At 51.5% G+C, this 22,671-nt stretch carries 22 protein-coding genes and 1 pseudogene; 14 read left to right on the top strand and 9 right to left on the bottom strand.

The window, feature by feature from the left end; genetic code table 11:
- Positions 1–154: 154 nt before the first annotated feature.
- The 5 genes from VK958_RS08860 to VK958_RS08840 are packed head-to-tail and all read right to left on the bottom strand — an operon-like array spanning position 155 to position 3,660.
- On the bottom strand, positions 155–370 hold the full coding sequence (locus VK958_RS08860; protein WP_325240827.1) for a hypothetical protein: 216 nt from the start codon (positions 368–370) through the stop codon (positions 155–157).
- A gap of 26 nt (positions 371–396) precedes the next feature.
- Entirely contained in the window at positions 397–1,017 is a 621-nt protein-coding gene (rdgB, locus tag VK958_RS08855) for an RdgB/HAM1 family non-canonical purine NTP pyrophosphatase (protein ID WP_325240826.1), read from the bottom strand.
- Position 1,018: 1 nt separating this feature from the next.
- Positions 1,019–1,738 carry a ribonuclease PH gene (gene rph / locus VK958_RS08850; protein ID WP_325240825.1) on the bottom strand — a complete coding sequence of 240 codons (720 nt, stop codon included), beginning with the start codon at positions 1,736–1,738 and terminating at the stop codon, positions 1,019–1,021.
- Between the two features lie 22 nt (positions 1,739–1,760).
- Complete coding sequence (locus tag VK958_RS08845; protein WP_325240824.1) at positions 1,761–2,684, bottom strand: PP2C family protein-serine/threonine phosphatase; 924 nt, start codon at positions 2,682–2,684, stop codon at positions 1,761–1,763.
- Between the two features lie 40 nt (positions 2,685–2,724).
- The gene (locus VK958_RS08840; RefSeq protein ID WP_325240823.1) at positions 2,725–3,660 is read right to left on the bottom strand and encodes a serine/threonine protein kinase; all 936 of its coding nucleotides are present in this window, start codon (positions 3,658–3,660) and stop codon (positions 2,725–2,727) included.
- Between the two features lie 131 nt (positions 3,661–3,791).
- On the opposite strand from VK958_RS08840, the gene VK958_RS08835 reads away from it, so the two are divergent.
- The 10 genes from VK958_RS08835 to recG all read left to right on the top strand — a co-directional run bounded on the left by VK958_RS08835 (position 3,792) and on the right by recG (position 14,862).
- Positions 3,792–4,685 carry a YicC/YloC family endoribonuclease gene (locus VK958_RS08835; RefSeq protein WP_325240822.1) on the top strand — a complete coding sequence of 298 codons (894 nt, stop codon included), beginning with the start codon at positions 3,792–3,794 and terminating at the stop codon, positions 4,683–4,685.
- Positions 4,686–4,794: 109 nt separating this feature from the next.
- Positions 4,795–5,316: a hypothetical protein gene (locus tag VK958_RS08830; RefSeq protein WP_325240821.1), complete on the top strand. Its 522-nt coding sequence runs from the start codon at positions 4,795–4,797 to the stop codon at positions 5,314–5,316.
- A 192-nt stretch (positions 5,317–5,508) separates the two neighbouring features.
- Positions 5,509–7,002 carry a circularly permuted type 2 ATP-grasp protein gene (locus VK958_RS08825; protein ID WP_325240819.1) on the top strand — a complete coding sequence of 498 codons (1,494 nt, stop codon included), beginning with the start codon at positions 5,509–5,511 and terminating at the stop codon, positions 7,000–7,002.
- Positions 6,996–7,940 (top strand): alpha-E domain-containing protein, encoded by a 945-nt coding sequence (locus VK958_RS08820; RefSeq protein ID WP_325240817.1) that lies wholly within the window; start codon positions 6,996–6,998, stop codon positions 7,938–7,940. Before VK958_RS08825 ends, VK958_RS08820 begins: the two co-directional genes overlap by 7 nt.
- Before the next feature lie 101 nt (positions 7,941–8,041).
- Complete coding sequence (locus VK958_RS08815; RefSeq protein WP_325240815.1) at positions 8,042–8,875, top strand: transglutaminase family protein; 834 nt, start codon at positions 8,042–8,044, stop codon at positions 8,873–8,875.
- An 82-nt stretch (positions 8,876–8,957) separates the two neighbouring features.
- Complete coding sequence (locus tag VK958_RS08810) at positions 8,958–9,695, top strand: proteasome-type protease (protein WP_325240813.1); 738 nt, start codon at positions 8,958–8,960, stop codon at positions 9,693–9,695.
- Positions 9,695–10,306, top strand: a complete 612-nt coding sequence (gene gmk / locus VK958_RS08805) for a guanylate kinase (protein WP_325240811.1) — start codon at positions 9,695–9,697, stop codon at positions 10,304–10,306. The genes VK958_RS08810 and gmk overlap by 1 nt, the downstream gene beginning before the upstream one ends.
- Positions 10,307–10,354: 48 nt before the next feature.
- A complete protein-coding gene (gene rpoZ / locus VK958_RS08800) occupies positions 10,355–10,567 on the top strand; it encodes a DNA-directed RNA polymerase subunit omega (protein ID WP_325240809.1) in 213 nt (70 codons plus the stop codon).
- Between the two features lie 6 nt (positions 10,568–10,573).
- Positions 10,574–12,790 carry a RelA/SpoT family protein gene (locus VK958_RS08795; protein ID WP_325240807.1) on the top strand — a complete coding sequence of 739 codons (2,217 nt, stop codon included), beginning with the start codon at positions 10,574–10,576 and terminating at the stop codon, positions 12,788–12,790.
- A 20-nt stretch (positions 12,791–12,810) separates the two neighbouring features.
- Positions 12,811–14,862, top strand: coding sequence for an ATP-dependent DNA helicase RecG (gene recG, locus VK958_RS08790; protein WP_325240805.1), 2,052 nt, complete (start codon positions 12,811–12,813; stop codon positions 14,860–14,862).
- Position 14,863: 1 nt separating this feature from the next.
- On the opposite strand, the gene VK958_RS08785 is transcribed toward recG, so the two are convergent.
- The 3 genes from VK958_RS08785 to VK958_RS08775 all read right to left on the bottom strand — a co-directional run bounded on the left by VK958_RS08785 (position 14,864) and on the right by VK958_RS08775 (position 18,565).
- Positions 14,864–16,858 (bottom strand): putative bifunctional diguanylate cyclase/phosphodiesterase, encoded by a 1,995-nt coding sequence (locus tag VK958_RS08785; RefSeq protein ID WP_325240803.1) that lies wholly within the window; start codon positions 16,856–16,858, stop codon positions 14,864–14,866.
- Between the two features lie 187 nt (positions 16,859–17,045).
- On the bottom strand, positions 17,046–17,618 hold the full coding sequence (locus VK958_RS08780) for an antibiotic biosynthesis monooxygenase (RefSeq protein WP_325240801.1): 573 nt from the start codon (positions 17,616–17,618) through the stop codon (positions 17,046–17,048).
- A 50-nt stretch (positions 17,619–17,668) separates the two neighbouring features.
- The gene (locus VK958_RS08775; protein WP_325240799.1) at positions 17,669–18,565 is read right to left on the bottom strand and encodes a LysR family transcriptional regulator; all 897 of its coding nucleotides are present in this window, start codon (positions 18,563–18,565) and stop codon (positions 17,669–17,671) included.
- Between the two features lie 113 nt (positions 18,566–18,678).
- Between VK958_RS08775 and VK958_RS08770 the strand changes: the two genes are divergently transcribed.
- From VK958_RS08770 to VK958_RS08755, 4 genes are all read left to right on the top strand, one after another.
- Positions 18,679–19,539 carry a pirin family protein gene (locus VK958_RS08770; protein ID WP_325240797.1) on the top strand — a complete coding sequence of 287 codons (861 nt, stop codon included), beginning with the start codon at positions 18,679–18,681 and terminating at the stop codon, positions 19,537–19,539.
- Positions 19,540–19,594: 55 nt separating this feature from the next.
- The gene (gene ycaC / locus VK958_RS08765) at positions 19,595–20,224 is read left to right on the top strand and encodes an isochorismate family cysteine hydrolase YcaC (protein ID WP_325240795.1); all 630 of its coding nucleotides are present in this window, start codon (positions 19,595–19,597) and stop codon (positions 20,222–20,224) included.
- Between the two features lie 331 nt (positions 20,225–20,555).
- Positions 20,556–20,711 carry a hypothetical protein gene (locus VK958_RS08760; protein WP_325240793.1) on the top strand — a complete coding sequence of 52 codons (156 nt, stop codon included), beginning with the start codon at positions 20,556–20,558 and terminating at the stop codon, positions 20,709–20,711.
- 134 nt (positions 20,712–20,845) lie between these two features.
- On the top strand, positions 20,846–21,964 hold the full coding sequence (locus tag VK958_RS08755) for a catalase family protein (protein ID WP_325240791.1): 1,119 nt from the start codon (positions 20,846–20,848) through the stop codon (positions 21,962–21,964).
- A gap of 101 nt (positions 21,965–22,065) precedes the next feature.
- Here VK958_RS08755 and VK958_RS08750 read toward each other — a convergent pair.
- A pseudogene (locus VK958_RS08750) lies at positions 22,066–22,671 on the bottom strand (VWA domain-containing protein); the annotation flags it as partial.

Here is a 22,671-nt window from a genome sequence, read left to right as displayed (position 1 = left end):
GGATTTACCACCGCCGGTAGGCATCAGCACCAGCGCATCCTGCCCGCTGATCACATGGTCTACGATGGCTTGTTGCTGGTGGCGAAACTGGGTGTAACCGAAAACGTCGTGGAGGATTTGTTGCGGTGAGGGGTTTGCCATATTGGATGGCAAACTAGATTTTGTTGTAAGGATTGACTAGGGTATCGACGAGCGCATGCAACGCCTGACGCATCTGCTCTTCGCTGACTTCCATCAGCAAGCCATCTTCCAGCGCATCTTGTGCGATCTGTTTGAGTTCATCAAAATTTTCAGACATGACTTTGACTTTTTCGGTACACGAAACCACCGAACCATCGTCACGCAGCCATTTAGGCCATTCGTTTGTCATACGTTTACTTTCACCTATGGTTTCCTTCACTTACTCTTTTCCAAAGCTTGCAGCAATTTTACCAAGGCCTGCCCTCTATGGCTCATTTTGCTTTTCACTTCCAGCGGTAATTCAGCCACGGTTTTGCGGGTTTCGAGATCCATAAATAATGGGTCATAGCCAAACCCTTCAGAGCCGCGAAACTCGCGCAAAATCTCACCTAGCCACATACCATCGGCAATAATAGGCTGCGGATCGTTGGGCGACCGCACCAGCACCAGCACACTATAAAAATACGCACGGCGATCACTTTCGCGTGACAGTACTGTGAGCAGCTTATCGTTATTGCGTTCATCCTGCGTGAGCAAACTATTGGCTGGCAAGGGACCGGCATAACGCGCCGAGATCACGCCCGGTGCGCCTTGCAGCGCATTCACGCATAAACCGGAGTCATCAGCCAATGCCGGTAAACCGGTGTGCTGGCTGGCATGCCGCGCCTTGGCTAATGCATTTTCAACAAAGGTTTCATACGGCTCCGGGCACTCCGGTACATTGAATTCAGATTGCGACACAATCTCGATATTCAAGGGCGCCAGTACATGCGCGATTTCGCGGATTTTGCCTTTGTTGCCAGAAGCGATCACCAGTTTGTTGAATGCTAATGCCATGTTATTTCGCTAATGCCTGTTGTTGCAGTTTGGATATCTCCGCAATGCCTTTTGCCGCCAGCGCCAGCATCTCGTTCATGGCGTCACGGCTGAAAGGCTCACCTTCGGCAGTCCCCTGAATTTCGACAAAGCCGCCGCTGCCGGTCATGACCACATTCATGTCGGTATCACAATCGGAGTCTTCAATATAATCCAGATCCAATACCGGAATGCCCTGGTAAACGCCAACCGAAATCGCGCCAACTGAGTCTTTAATCGGGCTTTCAGTCAGCAAGCCTTTTGCCAGCAAAGTGCTCACAGCATCGACCATGGCCACATAAGCGCCGGTAATGCTGGCGGTGCGCGTGCCGCCATCGGCCTGAATCACGTCACAGTCAAAATGGATGGTGCGCTCACCGAGTTTTTGCATATCAATCACCGCGCGCAGGCTGCGGCCGATCAGGCGCTGAATTTCCTGGGTGCGGCCGGTTTGTTTGCCACGGGCAGCTTCGCGATCCATACGTGAACCGGTGGAGCGTGGCAACATGCCGTATTCGGCAGTCACCCAGCCCTGGTTTTTGCCTTTGAGGAAACCAGGCACTTTTTCTTCAATGCTGGCGGTGCAAATGACGTGGGTATCGCCGAACTTTACCAATACCGAGCCCTCGGCATGTTTTGTATAGCTACGGATGATTTCAATGCTGCGCAATTGGTCGTTGGCGCGCTGGCTGGGTCTGGTCATTTTAAATTTTTCCTGGTTCAAGTTATTGTTTATTGAGATGTTGGCTGCTTCTGCCCAAGGCATCCTGTATATCGGTAATCGCCTTTTCGATTTCGTCATCGGTCAGATCCAGCGCATGCGGGTTGGGCATGCTACCGGCATGATTGATCATGGTGGTAGTGCCATCGCTGGGCAAATCCAGGGTGGAAACGGCCAGCGGCGCAGTATTTCGCTCGCCCCACTGCATGGCAATCGCGCTCATATTATCGCCTACCGTGATACTGGCGGCATCAGCATCATCGAGCAACCGTGTGATGCCATCCTGTATATTGGCTGCTAGCATATGCTGCGCCATGGTGATCGCAGGCATGGTGCTCCACACGCCGTCCGAGCATAGCAGAATGACGTCGCCCTCGCTGAGGGGGATAGGGTCTGCCAGTTCAACTTGCGGTGGCTTATCGCCGCCCAGGCAATTATAAATTTTGTTGCGATGCGGATGACGCTCGATCTGCTCGGCGGTGATCCTGCCTTCGCGCAAAAGCGACTGCACGACAGAGTGGTCCTGGGTCTGGAACTCTTCCAGGCCGTTGCGATAAAGGTAGAGGCGGGAATCCCCGACATGCGCACAAAACAGTTTATTGTGCTGGATCAAGGCCACCACAATGGTCGTGCGCGGCGATTCAGAAAGTTTTTTGCGTACCCGCACATTTTCGATCACGTCATGCACCTGGCCGATCTGCTCGCGCAGAAACTGCGCCGGCTGCGCGATGAGCGGATCAGATTCACGCTGGAACGCTTCCACCATGCTTTTGACTGCGATCTCTGCCGCCACATCGCCATGCTGGTGGCCGCCCATGCCATCAGCCAGCACCATTAAAATAGAGTGCCTATGGTAGGAATAAGCCAACCGGTCCTGGTTGTAAGGACGCGGTCCCTGGCGGGTGCCCTGAGAAATTGAGAATTTCATTATTTTGAAATTCTCAGCTTGATCGTATTCAACGTGGTATTCATAGTGGTTTGGTCAGCACTTTAATAATTTTATCTACCAGGGAACCACGCGCGTCATCCGCCACGTGCACCTCTATCATTTTTTTCTGCAATGAAAACACACTTTGCGGCCGTTGCAGGTAATCAATTTGCATACAGTCATCAATGATAGATAACAGCTTTTCTGAATAGATCTGCTTGCCCAATTGAGCGGCCGGCACCAGCGTATCTTCATTGAGGCGGATATTGGCCGCCAACGGCGACGAGCGCTGCAAGCAGGCATACATGCTGGCACCTATGCTGTAGATATCGCTCCACGGACCCAGGTGTTTGCGGTCTATATATTGTTCCGGCGGGGCAAAACCCGGCGTGTACGTCGGTGCCAGGGTCACCTCAGACAATGCCTGGCGCGCCGAACCGAAGTCCAGCAACACCGGGGAACCATCCAGCCGGATATAAATGTTGGCCGGTTTGATATCCAGGTGCAGCAGTTTACGGCTGTGTACCTCACGCAAGCCATTCAGCAATTCAACAAACATGCGGATCATGAAGTTTTCCGGTACCGGCTGCGTTAACGCCATGATGTAGTCCTGCAGCGATTTGCCACGCTCATATTTCATGACCATATACACAGTGTTATTGGCGCGGAAGAAATTTTTCACACGCACGATATTCTTGTGCTCGATATTGGCCAGCGCCAGCCCTTCTTCAAAAAAGCACTTCATGCCATGTTTATAGGCGGCTTCATTTTTTCCGTTAGAACGAATATGCGTCTGTCCATCACGCTTGGCCAGTGTCACCGGCATATATTCTTTGATGGCAACAGTATTTTTCTGTTTATCCTGCGCCAGATAGACGAAGCTGAACCCGCCCAGACTCAACACCCGTGTGATGGTGTAGTCATGTAACACGGTGCCTACCGGCAGTGCAATATCGATTTTATTGGCGAGCTTCACTTAATGGTTAACGTACTGATCATGGCTTTATTGAGGAAAACACGAAATAAACCGTGTTAACTTGTTATAACGCTATTTTCGCATATCGATACTGCATTTGATACAATCTCCCGCTTAGCTCGGAGCGAATAATGACTGCCAAAAAGAATACCAATAATCAACCCATTTTAAGTATGACTGGCTTTGCCAATAGCGAAACCCGCTTTCCGGCTGGCCTGTTGCTGATTGAATTGCGTGCAGTTAATCATCGTTACCTGGAGCTGAATGTCAAAATTGAAGATAGCTTGCGCCAGTTTGAGCCGCTGGTCCGCGAACAGCTGCAAACCAGGCTTGGGCGCGGCAAGGTGGAATGCCGGCTGAGTATGAAAAGCGACAGTACGAGCTCGAATAAACTGGCACTGAACCCCAACATGGTGGCGCAAATTGCGCAAACATTAACAGACCTTGGCCAACATTTCCCGGCGGCACAACCAGTCAACCTGGTGGATATTTTCAAGCTGCCAGGCGTATTACAAAGCGAGGCCGTGGATACCGAAGCCATGGCAGAAAGCCTGCAACAGGGATTGAGCCAGGCGATAGACGAACTGATTGCGGCGCGTCAGCGTGAAGGCGAAAAGCTGAAACAGGTATTGCTGGACCGCCTGCAAGGCGTGCGTGAACAGATCAGCATTGTGAAACCGCTGTTACCGCAAGTGATTCAGCAATACCAGGAAAAACTCACCGCCAAACTGCGTGAAGCGATGCAAGCCGATGATGACCGTGTGCGCCAGGAAATCGTGCTTTATGCGCAACGCACCGATGTGGATGAAGAGCTGGCGCGGCTGAACTCACATATCAGCGAGATGGATCGCATCCTGACAGTAGGCGGCGCTGTCGGTAAAAAGCTGGATTTCCTGATGCAGGAAATGAACCGTGAAGCGAACACACTGGGGTCAAAATCAGTCGCGATTGAAACCACCCAGGTTTCCATGCAGTTAAAAGTGTTGATCGAGCAGATGCGCGAACAAATCCAGAATATTGAATAAATACAACAATTTGCATAAATATTAGCCACTTCACTTGTGAAGTGGCTATACCCTGCTGGCATGATGGTATAGTCAAGATCATTCCAAGAAAAACATAGGGTCTAGAATTATGCCTCTTCTCCGCTATGCCATACCCTGCTGCGCCTTTGTCTTCAGCAGTTTGTTCTCCCTGCCATCCGCTGCTGAAATCACCACCCTGTCGATTCCTGACCAGGGTTGGGCGATCACTTTTGATGCGCCTCCGCTCAGACCGGTCAGGGAAGCGGATTCCAATGATCACTATATGTATTATGGCAACGCCAATTTCTTTTCAGTGGTAATCAATGTGGATACGCCAGCTTGCGAAGGCGGTGACTCACATGAAAATGTACTGAACTGCTTTTGGCAGAAGGCCGGTAAAGAGCCGTTGATCAACCAGGCCAGCGTGCAAAAAAGCTGCAACAGCCATTATTGCAAGCTTAGCTACGATCTGGAAAACAGTTTCCAGGATAAAGGTATCAAGCAACGGCATGTCTATTTTCTATTTGCCTACCGCAACAAGTGGAACAATGTGCATATTTCTTTTGTCAATCCCACTGAAGCGGATTTAAAGGTGCTGGAAACATTTGAGCAGACGTTCAGCTATAAATAAGCACTTTAAAGATCTTTACAGATCCAACTTCTGAGTATCGCACCAAAAACCGCATCCTCGCATGCACCTTTATGGTGCATTTTGTATGTCTTTCGAATCATGTTTTTACTTAACCCAATGATTTAAAACCCTATTTCTGGCTGGCACACACCTTGCTGATATCAGATACAAATAATGTAAAGGTCATGGACCATGACGCAAACGGCCAAACAGTTTTTCGATGAAATGCAGGGGTATGGTGGCAATGTACGTGGCATCTACCAGGCTTATGACCGCTGGTTAAGTGCTGTACCAACCCAGCAACTGGCGGCCAAACGGGCAGAAGCCGAAGTATTGTTCCGCCGCGTAGGCATCACTTTCAACGTATACGGTGAAGAGGATGGTGCTGAGCGCCTGATTCCCTTTGACGTAATCCCACGCCTGATTTCAGCCAGCGAATGGGCGCATTTATCCAAAGGCGCCGTGCAACGCGTGCGCGCGCTGAATATGTTCCTGCATGATATTTACCATGACCAGGAAATCATCAAGGCCGGCATTGTGCCGCATAGCATGCTGACCAATTCACAGTATCGCCCGGAAATGGTCGGCGTGAATGTGCCTAACCAGATTTATGCACATGTGGCCGGCATTGACCTGGTGCGTACCAGCGAATCGCAGTTTTATGTGCTGGAAGATAACCTGCGTACGCCTTCTGGTGTTTCATACATGCTGGAAGACCGCAAAATGATGATGCGGCTATTCCCGGATTTGTTCAAAAAGTACCCGATCGCCCCGGTCGAACATTACCCGCATGTGTTGCTCAACAATTTACGCTCGGTCGCGCAGACCGGTGTCACCGACCCGACCGTGGTATTGCTTTCCCCTGGCGCGTATAACAGTGCCTACTTTGAACATGCCTTCCTCGCCCAGCAAATGGGTATTGAACTGGTGGAAGGCCAGGATCTGTTTGTCCGTAATAACGCCGTCTATATGCGCACCACGCAAGGCCCGCAACGGGTGGACGTGATCTACCGCCGCATCGACGACGACTACATAGACCCCCTGGTATTCAAGCCTGATTCCATGTTAGGCGTGCCGGGTCTGCTCTCCGTCTACCGCAATGGTGGCGTCACATTGGCTAACGCAGTGGGCACCGGCGTGGCTGATGACAAGGCAACCTACATTTATGTGCCGGAGATGATCAAGTTTTACCTGGGTGAGTCTCCCATCCTGCAAAACGTGCCTACGTATCAACTCAGCAAGGAAGATGATCTGGCTTACGTGCTGGATCATCTGCCCGAGCTGGTCGTCAAGGAAGTGCAAGGCTCGGGCGGTTACGGCATGCTGGTCGGCCCGACCGCCAGCAAACAGGAGATTGATGAATTCAGGTTGCGCATCGTTTCCAAACCTGCCAACTATATTGCGCAACCGACATTGGCTTTATCCACCTGCCCGACCCTGGTCGAGCAAGGCATTGCGCCACGCCACGTGGACTTGCGCCCGTTTGTGCTGTCAGGCAAAACGGTCAGTGTGGTGCCCGGTGGATTATCCCGCGTAGCACTCAAGGAAGGCTCACTGGTGGTCAACTCGTCACAAGGCGGCGGTACTAAAGATACCTGGGTGCTAGAGCGCGACGATGTCTGTCTCGAACAAACGCAGTCGCAAATGGCTGCCCAACAAATGCATCAAGAGGCCGTGATATGTTAAGTCGAACCGCAGAGCATTTATATTGGATGGCACGTTATATTGAGCGTGCCGAGAATGTGGCACGCGTGCTGGAGGTGACTTACAGCATGTCCTTGCTACCCACTGATGCCAGCAACGAAGAGGCGTTATGGGATAGCGTGCTGGAAATTGCCGGTGTGCGGGACATTTACGACAGCACCTACGATGACCTCAATGCTGCCCATGTCATTCAACACTTGGTAATGGACAGCAATAACCCCTCCAGCATTTACAGCTCTTTGCGTAACGCCCGGGAAAATGCCCGCGCGGTCCGGGTAGCGATGACAGTAGAAACCTGGGAAAACATGAACACGCTGTGGCTGGAGTTTGACCAGTATATCAAGCAGGATTTGACACAGTCGGGCCTGAACGAATTTTGTGAATGGGTTAAAAGCCGTTCGCACCTGTTCCGTGGCGTCTGTTTTGGTACCATGTTGCGTGATGAAGCCTTCAGTTTTGTCCGCCTGGGGACCTTTATGGAACGCGCGGATAATACGGCTCGCCTGCTGGATGTGAAATACGAATTCTTAATCCCCTTGCAGGAAGCCAACGAAGGCGCGGTGGATTATTACGAATGGAGCGCCGTGCTGCGTTCAGTGGCGGCATTCCAGGCCTATCAAAAAGTCTACCGCGACGCGATTGAGCCGGTGAAAGTGTCTGAGCTTTTAATATTACGTGAAGATATGCCGCGCTCCTTGCATGCGTGTTACGCCGAAATCATGCCGATTTTGCGCCAGGTAGCCGGGAGCCGGCAAACCGAGGCCGAGCGCCTGGCAGGGCAAATGCATGCCAAACTACACTATGGCCGCATGCTGGACATTGTGAAAGATGGTGTACACCATTTCCTGGATGACTTTATTCTGGCAAATCGCAAACTGGGTGAAGAGATTCAGCGTAACTTTTTGAGCGCGACAGTCTGATCACTGATGCCGCAGCGGATATTAAGCACGGTCTCCTATGCGCCCTCACGACGCGTATTGCCCTCAGCCAACAACAAGCTTCTTTATCATAGCCCACAGTCATGTTGCTGAATATTGAGCATCAAACCCAGTATATTTACAGCAAAGCGGTGCAATACACCATTCAGCAACTGCGCTTGACGCCTAGAGACGGCATGGGTCAACAGGTCAAGCATTGGGAAATCAAGGTTAACGGCCAGTGCCATGCTTTTGAAGATACTTATGGCAACCTCACGCACACGCTGGTGATTGACGAGCCGCATCACGAACTGCTGATTTCAGTCGCAGGAGAGGTAGAAACTGGTGTTGCAGGCCTGGCATGTCATCAACCATTACCGGTTGAACTCTATCTGCGCGAATCGCCGCTCACCCAGGCGGATGCCGCCATGACGGCGTTTGCCAAGCAATTTGCCCGTGCATCGTTAGCAGACATGATGCATGCCTTGCGTGACAAAATGCACTATATCAAGGGCGCCACCCAGGTGAATACCCCGGCAGCCGAGGCTTTTCAGCTGGGCAAAGGCGTCTGCCAGGACCACGCACATGCCTTTATCGGCTGTTGCCGCAGCTTAGGTCTGCCAGCCCGCTATGTCAGTGGCTACCTGTTTACCGAAGATGGCAGCCTGATGCAAACCCATGCCTGGGTCGATGTCTGGCAAAACGATCAATGGCTGGGGCTGGATGTTTCCAATGGCATCCTGACCAACGAAACGCATGTAAGACTGGCGACCGGACTGGATTACCGCAGTGCCAGCCCGGTGACCGGCACCCGCATTGGTGGCGGCAAGGAGGGCATGTCCAGCGTGGTCAGTGTCAATCAAAGCGCACTGACGCATGAACAGCGTAAACAACATCACGACCAGTTGTATCAACAGGCGATACTCGCGCAACAATAACAGCTATCGCCGCAGTGGAGTCACGCAGACGGCCCGTGCTATCATGTCACTTTAGCGACTCCGCTTTTTCTTCCATACCGTTATGACATATTGTGTAGGCATCCTGCTGGAACAAGGGCTGGTGCTCGCGTCTGACACACGTACTAACGCGGGTGTAGACCAGGTAGCCATTGCCCCTAAAACGCATGTATTTGAAGTCACCGGTGAACGGGTGATTGTACTGCTCACGGCCGGCAATCTGGCGATTACGCAATCAGTGGTCAATTTACTGCGTGAACAACTTAAAGAACCTGAGCCGGGTACCGCGCATTTAAATAATGTGCAGTCTATGTTTGAAGCCGCCACCGTGGTCGGCGCAGCCATGCGTAGCGTACATCATCGCGATGGCGAAGCGCTGAAGGAACATGGCATCGATTTCACTGCCAGCATCCTGGTCGCCGGGCAAATCAAGGGTGAAAAGCCGCGCCTGTTTAATGTCTATGCCGCGGGCAATTTTATTGAAGCCACTTCTGATACGCCTTACCTGCAGATCGGCGAAACCAAATATGGCAAGCCGATCATTGACCGCGTGATCAACCACAAGACCGACATGATGGAAGCGGTGAAATGCGTACTGATTTCTTTTGATTCCACTATCCGCAGCAATATTTCTGTCGCCATGCCTATTGATTTGATGATTTACCGCACTGACACGCTGACCGCGGATTGCCGTCAACGCCTGACCGAACGCGACCCATATTACGCCAGTGTCCATAAAGGATGGGCTGAAGGACTGAGAGCCGTATTCTCCTCATTGCCTAATCCGGAATGGGGTAAATAATGAGTTACGGCCACTTGTTTGTGATTTCTGCCGCATCCGGCGCCGGCAAAACCAGCCTGGTGCGTGCCATGCTGGCACAGGACCCCTTGCTCAAACTATCCGTCTCACATACCACGCGCGAACCGCGTCCTGGTGAGGAAGATGGCATCCATTATCACTTTGTCACTGAACCGGCATTTATGGAGATTCTGGATAATGGCGGCTTCCTCGAAAGTGCGCATGTGCATAGTGCCCGTTATGGCACAGCGCAAAGTGAAGTCGAGAATGCATTGGCCGAGGGGCGTGACGTAATCCTGGAAATTGACTGGCAAGGCGCGCAACAGATCCGCACCCTGTATCCGCAAGTCACATCTATTTTTATTTTGCCGCCTTCGATTGAGGCACTTTCACACCGCCTGAATACCCGTGGCCAGGATAGCGAAGAAGTGATCAGCAGGCGTTTGGCAGCTGCACGTGAGGAGATGCGTCACGTGCATGAGTTTGATTATGTTACAATTAATGACAATTTTGACGTGGCCTTGCAGGATTTAATCGCCATTGTGCGTGCCAAGCGCTTGCAGCTTGACCGCCAGGTTGCCTGCCACGCGTCACTGATTCAACTCCTCACCTGACCCAGCGCAATCCGCCGCTGATCTGTGATTCAAATATAAAGGTTTTTTATGGCTCGTATTACCGTCGATGATTGCTTGGACAACATCCCTAACCGCTTTCAATTAACCCTGGTGGCCGCTTACCGTGCCAGACAGATCGCCAATGGTTCCGACCCGCTGGTTGCTGGTGCACAAAAAGACAAACCGACCGTGATTGCCCTGCGTGAAATCGCCGCTGGCAAAATCGGCGTTGAACTTCTGGAAAAAAAAGGGCAGGCTTAAGCAGTCATGCCGCATACCCAAGGTGACCATTCCTATCGCAAGTCTAAATCACCTTTAGAAGCGGCAGACTTACTCCCGGCTGACCGTGAGGATTCCCCCCTCACGCAGCTGATACGAAAATACCTAAACGAAGAAGAAGTACAGCTCGTCTGGCAGGCCTATCGCTACGCCGAGCAAGCACATGCCGGGCAAACCCGCAAAACCGGCGAACCTTACATCACCCACCCGATTTCTGTCGCCTGCATCCTGGCGAAACTGCACCTGGATTTGCCTACCCTGCTGGCCGCATTGCTGCATGATGTGGTGGAAGACACTGACGTAAACAGTGCGGAAATCGCCGAGAAATTTGGCAAGCAAGTCGCCGACCTGGTCGATGGCCTGACCAAACTGGATAAGGTAGAACTGCAAACCGCTACCCAGGCACAGGCAGAGAATTTCCGTAAAATGTTGCTGGCCATGAGCCAGGATGTACGTGTGATCCTGGTCAAGCTGGCGGATCGCTTGCATAACATGCAAACCATGGACGCCATGCGTCCGGAAAAACAAAAGCGCATTGCGCGGGAAACCCTGGATATCTATGCGCCGATCGCCAACCGGCTGGGGTTGAATCCTATCTTTCATGAACTGGAAGACCTGAGTCTCAAGTATTTATATCCCAACCGTTACCGCGTAATCGATAAGGCTATACGCACTGCGCGCGGCAATCGTAAAGAAGTCATCAGCAAAATCCTGGAAGCAATACAGACCCAGCTGACCAATTACCAGCTCGAATTCAATGTCGAAGGCCGCGAAAAGCATCTTTATAGCATTTACAAGAAGATGGCGGAGAAATCCACAAAATTGTCGCAAATTGGCGACATTTATGGTTTCCGCGTGGTGGTGAAAGACACTGCTGCCTGCTACCTGGCATTGGGTGCGTTACATGCGTTATACAAACCGATCCCCGGTCGCTTCAAAGACTATATCGCCATCCCCAAAGCCAATGGCTACCAGTCCTTGCATACCACTTTATTTGGCCCATTTGGCACACCGATCGAAGTGCAGATCCGCAGCCAGGAAATGCACAATATTGCTGATGCCGGCGTGGCTGCGCACTGGTTGTATAAAACGACCGATGCGCACCTGACCAAGCTGCAGCAGCAAACCCACCAGTGGCTGCAACGCCTGGTGGAGATTCAGACCGAGAGTGATGACAGCCATGAGTTCCTCGAGAATTTCAAGGTCGATCTGTTCCCGGATGAAGTCTATATATTCACGCCTAAAGGCAATATCATGGCCTTGCCGCGCGGCTCCACCGCAGTGGATTTTGCTTACGCAGTGCACTCTGATGTTGGCAACAGTTGCGTGGCGGTTAAAATCAATAACGAACTGGCCCCTCTGCGTACCGAGATGCGTAATGGTGACCATGTGGAAATCATTACCGCGCCGCTGGCTAAACCTAACCCGGCCTGGCTAAATTATGTCGTCACCGGCAAAGCGCGCTCACATATCCGCCATTACCTGAAAACAGTCAAGGTTGAAGAGTCGGCGCAGCTCGGAGAGCGCATGCTGAATGTGGCCTTACGGGCGATGCATATCCAGCCTGGCGAAATTTCGGATAAACAATGGCAAAAAGTCATGAATGACTATGGCGCCAAAACCCGCCAGATGATTTTGACCGATATCGGCCTGGGTAAACGCAACAGCCTGATGGTAGCGCACCAGCTGCTGGCGCATCCGGCAGAAGCGGAAGAAAAAACCGGCAAGAAGCTGGATACCATCACCATCCGCGGTTCCGAAGGCATGGCCGTACAATTCGCCCCTTGCTGCCGCCCGATCCCGGGTGACCCTATCCTGGGCTTTATCAATAAGGACAAGGGTCTGGTCATTCATACCCACGATTGCCCGGCCATCCGCAAATTCAGGCTGGACCCGGAAAAATGGCTGGATGTGGAATGGGATGCCGACCCGAAAAAACTGTTCGGGGTTAACCTGCGCATTACCGTGGTTGACGAACGCGGAATGTTGGCCAAGATCGCGGCCACCATTTCCAGTGCAGATGCCAACATTGATAATGTCAGCGTCGAATCCACAGATGGCAGCCAGTATTCCAATGTGAACTTCACGTTGCAGGTGCACAACCGCGTGCATCTGGCGACCCTGATCCGCAACCTGCGCAAGATACAGCAAATTGTGCGGATTAACCGGGTCAAGGGTAACCAGCTGGAACAACGCATCCAGTAAACGGCGGGTGAATAGCCAGCATGCCTTCCTTGAGCGAAATCCGCGGTTTCACTCCCAGCGTTTGCAGCCAACTGGAAAAACTGGGCATTAACACCCCGCAGGCATTGTTGCTGCATTTACCGTTACGTTATCTTGATGAAACACATGTCACCGCTATCCGCGATCTAAGGCTGGGTGAACAGGCCCAGATCGAAGGCGTAGTCGTGCATAACGAAGTCAGTTACAAGCCACGTAAAATGCTCAATGTGCGGGTGCAGGATGACTCCGGCATGATCAATTTACGCTTTATCCACTTTTATCCCAGCCAGATTGCCGCCATGCAGACCGGTACCCGTATCCGTGCATTTGGCGAAGTGCGTCCCGGTTTTTTCGGCTATGAGATGGTGCATCCCCAGCAACGCAAGGTCAAAGAAGACACTCCGGTCAATACGGCCTTGACGCCGGTCTACCCGACCACCGCGGGCCTGAGCCAGAACACCATCCGCAAAGCGGTGAACCTGGTGTTAAACGCGGAATATTTGCAGGAAACATTGCCAGCCTGGGTATACACGCCGTTGCAGTTACCGGATTTTGCCAGCAGCCTGCAACAACTGCACCAGCCCAGCCCAGAAATCGCCTTATCTACCCTGGAAAACCATAGTCATCCGGCGTGGCAACGGCTGGCCTATGACGAATTACTGGCGCAACAATTATCCATGCGCCAGCACTATGCCCGTCGTAAACAGGCACTCGCGCCGGCAACACCCGGCTCTCAAACCCTGAACGCCGGTTTATTAGACAGCCTGCCATTTCAACTCACCATGGCACAACAAAAGGTCATCAGAGAAATCAGCCATGACTTGAGCCAGCCTCACCCCATGCAACGGCTGTTGCTAGGCGATGTCGGCAGCGGCAAAACCATCGTCGCCTGCCTGGCAGCATTACAGATGATAGAACACGGCTGGCAGGTAGCCATGATGGCGCCGACCGAGATCCTGGCTGAACAGCATTACAAAAAACTCAGTAGCTGGTTAATGCCGTTAGGTATTGAGATCGCCTGGCTAACCGGCAGCCAGAATAAAAAAGCGCGTGAGCAATCACTTGCACGTATCGCCAATGGTGAAGCCATATTAGCCGTCGGCACCCATGCTTTATTTCAGGAAGAGGTGCAGTTCAAACAATTAGGGTTAGCCATTGTCGATGAACAGCATCGCTTTGGCGTGCACCAGCGGCTGGCATTGCGCAAGAAAGGTCAGCGTAGCGATCTCGAACCGCACCAATTGATGATGTCAGCCACGCCTATCCCGCGTACGCTTTCCATGAGTTATTACGCTGACCTCGATGTTTCGGTGATTGATGCCCTACCGCCCGGCCGTACCCCGGTGTTGACCAAACTGGTGGCCGATGACCGCCGTGAAGAGATATTACAACGGGTTCGCGAAGCTTGCGCACACGGGCACCAGGCCTATTGGGTGTGTCCGCTGATTGAAGAATCGGAAACCCTGCAATTACAAACCGCCAACGATACCTATGCCTATATGCAAGAGGCATTTCCAGAGCTACAGGTTGGCCTGGTGCATGGTCGCATGAAGACAGCTGAAAAGCAGGCGGTGATGCAGGCATTTTCTGCCAACCAGATCCATCTGCTGGTGGCGACCACCGTGATTGAGGTAGGTGTCGATGTGCCAAACGCCAGCCTGATGGTGATCGAACATGCAGAGCGCATGGGCCTTAGCCAATTGCATCAGTTACGTGGCCGCGTTGGCCGGGGCTCAGCCAAAAGTACCTGCATCCTCCTCTACAACAAACAGCAATGCTCACAGATAGGCCGCGCCAGGCTGAAGGTGATTTACGAAAGCAATGATGGCTTCCATATTGCCCAGGCTGACTTGCATATTCGTGGCCCGGGCGAATTACTGGGGACACGCCAGAGCGGCGTACCTATGCTGAAAATCGCCGACCTGGAAAGGGATGTAGATTTACTGCAAGAAGCCAAACAGATGGCGGACCAGCTTTTACTGTGCGAACCGGAAGCAGTCGTCGCGCATTTGCAACGCTGGCTGAGTCACGGCGACGAATTAGTGAAGGTGTAAGTCAGGTATCAGCGGTTTTGGTTTTGGCCCTGGTCTTGGGTGCTGTCTTTGCTTGCGTCCTGGTTTGTGCTTCGGCCCTCAAACCTGTAAGGCCGGCTTCAAATTCGCCCAGCGGCAATGGCCGGCTATACAGATAGCCCTGAAACAACCGGCAACCCATGGTTTGTAATAACGCCTGTTGCTGCTGCACCTCAACGCCTTCGGCGATCACGGTCTGGCCCAGGTTTTTCGCCATGTTGATGATGGTTTCTACAATGAAGCTGTCATAGGTATTGTGCTGGATCTCCTTGATAAAGCTTTTGTCGATTTTCAGCTCATCCAGTGGCAAGCGTTTCAGCACTGACAATGAAGACTGGCCGGTGCCAAAATCATCCAGCGAGAAAGTCATTCCCAGGACTTTCAATGCCTGGATTTTGATGATGATCTCTTCCACGTTCCTGACCATCAGGCTTTCGGTGAGCTCCAATTGCAATAACTGCGGGTCGCAACCACTGTGTAACACGACATCACTGACCATCTGCACAAAATCCGGCTGATTGAATTGCACCGCGCTGACGTTGACTGAAAGCGTCAGGCTGCGGGTCAGCGGCATTGCTGCCCATTGCTTGAGTTGCTGACAAGCCTGCTGTAGTACCCATTGCCCTATCGGTACGATTTCCCCGGTTTCTTCTGCAATCGGGATAAATTGATCTGGCGGAATCATGCCCAACGTCGGATGCTGCCAGCGCAATAATACCTCTGCGCCTTTGGGCAGATGGCTATCATCCATCTGCACCTGGAAATACAATGATAGTTGATCACCCTGCAAGGCAAACGCCAGGTCGTTTTCCAGCGTGGCGCGCATTTCAATGGCCGGATGCAGCAGCTCGTCGTACATCTGGATGCTGTTCAGGTTATCGGATTTTTTCGCCTGGTACATGGCAATATCCGCGCGCCTCAACACTTCTTCTTCATTGTCATCATCACCATGAAACAGGCAAATACCTATGCTAGGCGTTGTGCGGTATTTGCTTTGCTGCAACTGGAAAGGCTGAGAAAACACCGCCATCATTTTCTCGGCTGCCACCTGCGCAGCCATGATCGCTTCGGCCTTGTCGCAGCCCAGTTCATCCAGCACGGCAATAAATTCGTCGCCACCCATACGCGCGATCGTATCTTTTTTGCGCAAGCACTGCTGCAACCTGGCAGCCACTTGCTGCAACAACTCATCACCTGCCGGGTGGCCCATACTGTCATTCAGGCCTTTAAAATTATTCAAATCCAGCGATAACACCACACCGTAGCATTGCCCACGGGCGCACCGCACAAAGGCCTGCTGCAAGCGGTCTGACAGCAAACGCCGGTTTGGCAATGCAGTCAGGAAATCATAAAAGGCCAGCTGGTGGACCTTTTTGTTATCGAGGTTGGAAGCGATTCGCAACGAGATATTTTCACGCAGGCTCTTGGCCAGTGCATGCCCGGCCACGCTCACATAGATCACATACACAATAAACAGCACCGCCAGCGCAATCGAAACCGAAGTGCCATGCGTGAGGAACCGTGGAATCATAAATGCCAGGATGCCGCCCGTGAACAGGTTGGTGGTCAGGCTATCCACCGAGTAAACAATGATACCGGCGCCCGAAACACCCACCAGCGCGAAAATCAGAAATGCCTGGTTGGCTGGTGCAGCTTCCGGAAATAATAATATACCGGCCAGACCCCAGGCCAACCCGCAGAAACCGGTATTGAAACGGAACCATCGCAACCAGCGCTGGCTATGCTGTTCACGTCGCTGATCCCTGTAATACTTGAAGGTGAGGTAACCACGACTGCCATATGCACTCAGGAAAATGACAGACCAGATAATGAGAATCGTGGCATTGACCAGCTGAAGTTGCGTCAATAACAGGGCGGCCATGACCACGATGGCAGCCATCAGTGACCTACGGTTATTCGCATACAGCATTTCCACGATTTCCGCGTTCAATGCTGCTGATTCCGCCGCTGTATCCAACCTGCGACCCCCTGAGTGTAGTTATGTCATGTACTACGGAGATTTAGTGTCTACACTTTAATTAAGGCCAGGGGTTGCATACCCTGGCGCATGATCAAATCATGCGCCAAAACATTTGCAAACACACTATCTGCAGAGGGGGTTTTGCGAAAGTTTAATTAAAATTGGTTTAAATAAGACACGCCGATTAGCGGTGTAGCCAGTTTCTCATTAATTTTGCGTAGCGAGGCATGACGACATACACCATCAGCATGACAACGACCCCTGTGATCACCAGCGTATGCAACAGGTAAATTTGCGGAAAACCCACTTTATCCATCAACGGTATCATCCCCAGGGAGACCAAACTTACCAACGGGAAAATGGCTGACCAGGTCATTAAAAATTGCTTCCAGCGCACTGGCGCCGAAACTTTGGCCGCTTCAGGCACAAACAGGAAATCCACGCCACTTTTAATCTGGTAGCTATCTTTGGCATTCAGTATGTGTTCAATTTTGGCAATCAGTTGCTGACGGCTGGGTGATGCCATCCATTGTTTAAGATGTTGTTCGCTGTCGTAACGGATGATCACCGAATAAGTATCCGAGTAACCAGCAATCGGACGTATCAAATGCCAGTCCAACGCACCCTCTGACGCACGGCAGGCAGGGCCGATCTCTTCCAGCCATTGTTCATACGCTGCCTGCTGCGCTTCACTGACGCGATGGGTAATGATGGCGCTGGCGCCATGTTGCATGGTGATTGAGTCTTGCTGGCGCATATCTGCGGTCCTTTCTTATGATTGTTAAAGCTGGCACTTTGAGGTGATTATCAGGCTGTCTCTTTAAACTGTGCTTTTAATTCTGCTACCGCTACCTCGATAAAAGCGCGTAATTTAGGCGGCATAAAACGTTGTTGCGGGTAAACCAGATGCACCACATCCGCACGCCCCAACCAGGCTGGTAATACCCGCACCAGTTGCTGGCTACGCTGTGCAGGCTGGCAGATGAAGGTGGGCAGCAAGGCGACACCCTGCCCATTTTCAGCCATCGCCTTGATCACGCCAATACTGTTCACCAGTGTGCGCCCGCTCATGGGCACACTTATTTCACTATGCTCATTGCTGAGCAGCCATTGCTCGCGGCCCATCGGTGTAAATTGCAAGCAAGTGTGCGCATGCAGATGGGGTGGGGCTTCCAAGGCTGGCGCCTGCTGCAGGTATTGCGGACTGGCAAATAATGCCCACTGGATAGATCCTAATGATTTAGCAATCAGGCTGGAATCACGTAACTCGCCGGTGCGGATCGCCACATCTATCCCTTCTGCAATCAGGTCGATATAGCGGTCGGTTAACAACATCTCTACCACCAGGTCGGGGAATTCAGTTTGCACCCGCTTGACCAGTCCCGCCAACAAGGCATCGCCCAGATCGGCAGGCGCTGTGACTTTCAACGTGCCTTGTGGCTGTAGCCGCGCGGCATCCAGTGCCGCTTCGGCTTCCATCAAATATCCCAGCCCTATGGATGCCTGCGCATAATATAGCGTCCCGGCCTCGGTCAGGTGCAATCGCCTGGTGGTGCGTTGCAGCAAGGTCACGCCTAACCGTTTTTCCAGTCGCGCCACCCGGGTACTGATGGTCGAAGTCGGTAAGCCTAACTGGCGCGCGGCGGCACTGAAACTCCCAGCCTGCACCACTTTGACGAATACGGCTGCTTCGTTGAAGTCCATAATTGTTCAATTAAATGAAAAGTAATTTCATATTTAACCATCTAGTGCATTAAAAGTCATGTGTTTATAGTGAGAACCATCGCAACACGACATCTATTCACAAGGAGCACATCATGAAAAAACTGGCTTTTATCAAACGTAGCAATGGCAATCACTGGGTAGGTGACGGCTTTCCGGTGCAGAGCATTTTTTCTTATCGCGATATCGCGGAAGAGATGTCGCCGTTCTTGCTGATGGATTATGCAGGCCCGGCCCGTTTCGAGCCGACCGAGCAACGCCGTGGCGTTGGCCAGCATCCACACCGTGGTTTTGAAACCGTGACCATCGTTTACGATGGCCAGGTTTCACACCATGACTCGACCAATGCAGGCGGCACCATCGGTGCAGGTGAAGTGCAGTGGATGACCGCCGGTAAAGGCATTATCCACGAGGAATATCACGGCGATGATTATGCAAAAAACGGTGGTCCGTTTGAAATGATCCAGTTATGGGTGAATTTGCCTGCCAAACACAAACTGACCAAGCCTGGTTACCAGGGCATTACCAAATCAGACATTCCTGAAGTGGCATTGCCAGACGAGGCAGGCAAGGTGCGCGTGATTGCCGGTGAATATGCCGGAAAAACCGGCCCGGCCAAAACCTTCAGCGCCATGAATGTATGGGATGTTCGCTTGAATGCAGGTACCCGCACTGTGTTCAATTTGCCAGAAGGCCATACCACTGCCATTTTCGTACTCAAAGGCGCAGTGAAAACCGGCAGCGTGCATACCATACGCCCTTCTGAACTGGCCGTGATGCAGCGTGAGGGGACAGAACTGGTATTGCAGGCCCAGCAAGATACCGTATTGTTATTGTTGAACGGTGAACCGCTGAATGAACCGGTGGTGGGTCATGGCCCGTTTGTCATGAACAGCTGGGAAGAGATCGACCAGGCCATTAATGATTACAACCTTGGTCGCTTTGCAACGGCTTAACACAAGCTTTTAACTGACGTTTCACACTAAAACTATATTTTTGAGAGGATTTATCATGAGCAACAACAAACCTTACGTACGCCTGGACCGTGACGATGCAGTGGTATTACTGGTCGACCATCAAGCCGGCTTGTTATCACTGGTACGCGATATCGAGCCGGACCGTTTCAAGAACAACGTATTGGCACTGGCGGATGCGGCCAAGTTTTTCAACTTGCCGACCATCCTCACCACCAGCTTTGAAACCGGCCCGAATGGCCCGCTGATGCCGGAGTTGAAAGCATTATTCCCGGACGCCCCTTACATCGCCCGTCCAGGCCAGATCAATGCCTGGGATAACCAAGACTTTGTGAAGGCGATCAAAGCCACCGGCAAGAAACAACTGATCATTGCCGGGGTGGTGACAGAAGTATGCGTGGCGTTTCCTGCCTTGTCTGCCATTGAAGAAGGCTTTGAAGTATTTGTCGTGGGTGATGCTTCCGGCACTTTTAACGAGCTGACACGCGATGCAGCATGGCGCCGCATGGAGGCCGCCGGTGCGCAGATGATGACCTGGTTTGGTGTTGCCTGCGAATTACATCGTGACTGGCGCCGTGATATCGAAGGCCTGGGCGCATTATGTGCTAACCACATCCCGGATTACCGCAACCTGATGACGGCCTACACTACTTTGCAGGGCAAATAAACGGACTTCTTCATCTGATCCTGGTCACTCAAGCATTCTGGATAGAACATCAAACGAACAAAAGACCCGGCGCATGGGTCTTTTGTTTTAGAGGTTTCGCCATATTTACCGTGCAATATCCCCACATATGCAAGCCATCTTAAGACCCTTACACAATAAAGATAATCCTACAAAATAATAAGCAAAATCCTTATAAAGAATTTACATTTTCCAGCGTAACCTGCAATTGTCGCGTTTGAAATGAATTTCGAATTCATGTTCACAACAAGACAAACACGGCAGCCTTAGCGGCTGCCGTTTGTACTCTGAATATGTAAACAGGAGTATTCAAATGCCTAGAGGATCCAGCCAAAAGCGAGAACGTGAATACGGAAAGTTAAAAAGCGAGTTCAAAAAAGAACATCGCTATCCAGGCCGTGAAGACGAAGTAGCCGCCAGGATTGTCAACAAGCAGAGAAAACAGGCAGGCGAAACAAAAGATTCATAAATGGTCTGAATGATGATGGATTAAATCTGCCGACATTAGCGCCTTGCTTGTCATAAAAATGGTGACTGGATGTTTTAAATAATTCTAAAAGCTTGTTTAAAAATGCAAGCTTGGTTTGGGAAGTGGGGTGTTATATGCAACGGACTATCGATATCGGAATCTCCCCCCTCAACTACAATCCAGCCTATGAAGTGCTGGATGAGAATGAAACCAAGCGAAAAGGTAGCCTGCAATATACGTTGCGCAAACTCTCCGAAACCACAGACCGCCACTCTCCTTATTTAATGCGTGGTTTACACCACAGCGTCCATACCAAAAGTCATGGCCTGATTTCGGCCGAAATGGAAATCTACGATAATCTGCCCGAACCGTTGGCACAGGGCATGTTTGCCACGCCTAAAAAACTGCCCTTGGTGATGCGCTTTACTACCGTGCCGGGAGATATCCTGAATGACAAACTGTGCACTCCACGTAGTCTGGCGATTAAGATCTTAGGCGTTGAAGGTGAACGCCTGAGTGGCAGTGAAGAGGCCACCACACAAAACTTTTTATTTGTGAATGGCTCGAGCTTTTTATCTTCCAGTGTGCAGCAATTTTTGTCCAACCTGAAAATACTTGCCACCTCAGATAACTCACCGGAATTCAAACAATTCCTCTCGCAGATCCTGCAAGCCACGTCGAAACTCATTGATTCATTAAGTGGCGGCCGCCAGCGCTTACTCAATTCCGAAGGCCAATCTGAGCCCAACATCCTGGGTGAAACCTACTTCAGCCAGGATCCGATTTTATATGGCAATTACATGGCGAAAGTAGCGTTAGTGCCGATTGCGCCTACGCTGCTGGCACTGAAGGATAAACCAGTTGATATCAGCTTCGCCTCGGACAGCCAGAAAAAATCAGTGGTGGATTTCTTCATCACCAATACGGCCGAGTGGGAATTACGTGTACAGCTCTGTACAGATATCAACCAGATGCCGATCGAGGATTCATCCGTCATCTGGTCAGAAGAAATGTCACCCTATCTGCCGATCGCAAAAATCACCGCAAAACCGCAAATCGCCTGGAGCCCTTACCGCTCACAATTGGTTGATAACGGCATGATGTTTTCACCGTGGCATGGGATTAAGTCGCACCGCCCATTAGGCTCGGTCACGCGCTTACGTAAAATGTCTTACGAAATGGCCAAAAATGCCAACGGCATGACCGCTGCCAAACCGATTTGCGAACCGACCAACCTGGATGACCTATGCTAATCGAGATTTATGCTGAATTAGACTCGTATTGAACGATATTGCAATAAGCTTTCATAAAAAAAGGCGACTGTACAAGTCGCCTTTTTTATTGCATGGATGCGTTAAGCTGCTTTGCGCTCACTGCGCCGATAGGCCAATAAATCCGGCAGATAAGTTGCGATCACCATCAACGCAGCCAGCATGAGAAACAGCCATTTCACCGAATAACTGGTCACAAATTTAGCTGCCGGTGTTTGCGATTGCACAAACTCATAAAATGCCGGCTGGTCTACGCCTTCAATATATTGGCCTTTGATATCTGTCGCCAGTTCCTTCAAATGCGCGACATCCTGGCTAGATAAATAGCGGTCAAATTCGGCATAGGCCACTGGCGGGTCCGGGTCGTCTTTACTGGCGTCATTGTAGTTGACGCCACCTCCCGCACTTTCAGCAGCGGCATCTGTACCCCAGTAACCGATAAACTTGTTATTGGCATTAAAGCGCTTGATAGGCGCAGGCTCGGTGCCGCCGACGCCGACAAAAATCACGTTTTTACCAATACGCACATCGCTGATATCCAGCTTGTTGATGCCATTGGCTTTAGGTGCTTCATCGCCATCGGTAAAGAACAGCATCTGTGCCGGAATATTCAGGTAATCGAACGTCGCCTCAGCTGCTTTCACGCCAAACGTCATGCGGCTGTTACCGCTCCATGCCATGCGCCATTC

This window comes from Methylophilus sp., assembly GCF_035460085.1.
GTDB lineage: Bacteria > Pseudomonadota > Gammaproteobacteria > Burkholderiales > Methylophilaceae > Methylophilus.
This window is presented reverse-complemented; position numbering and strand designations above follow the sequence as displayed.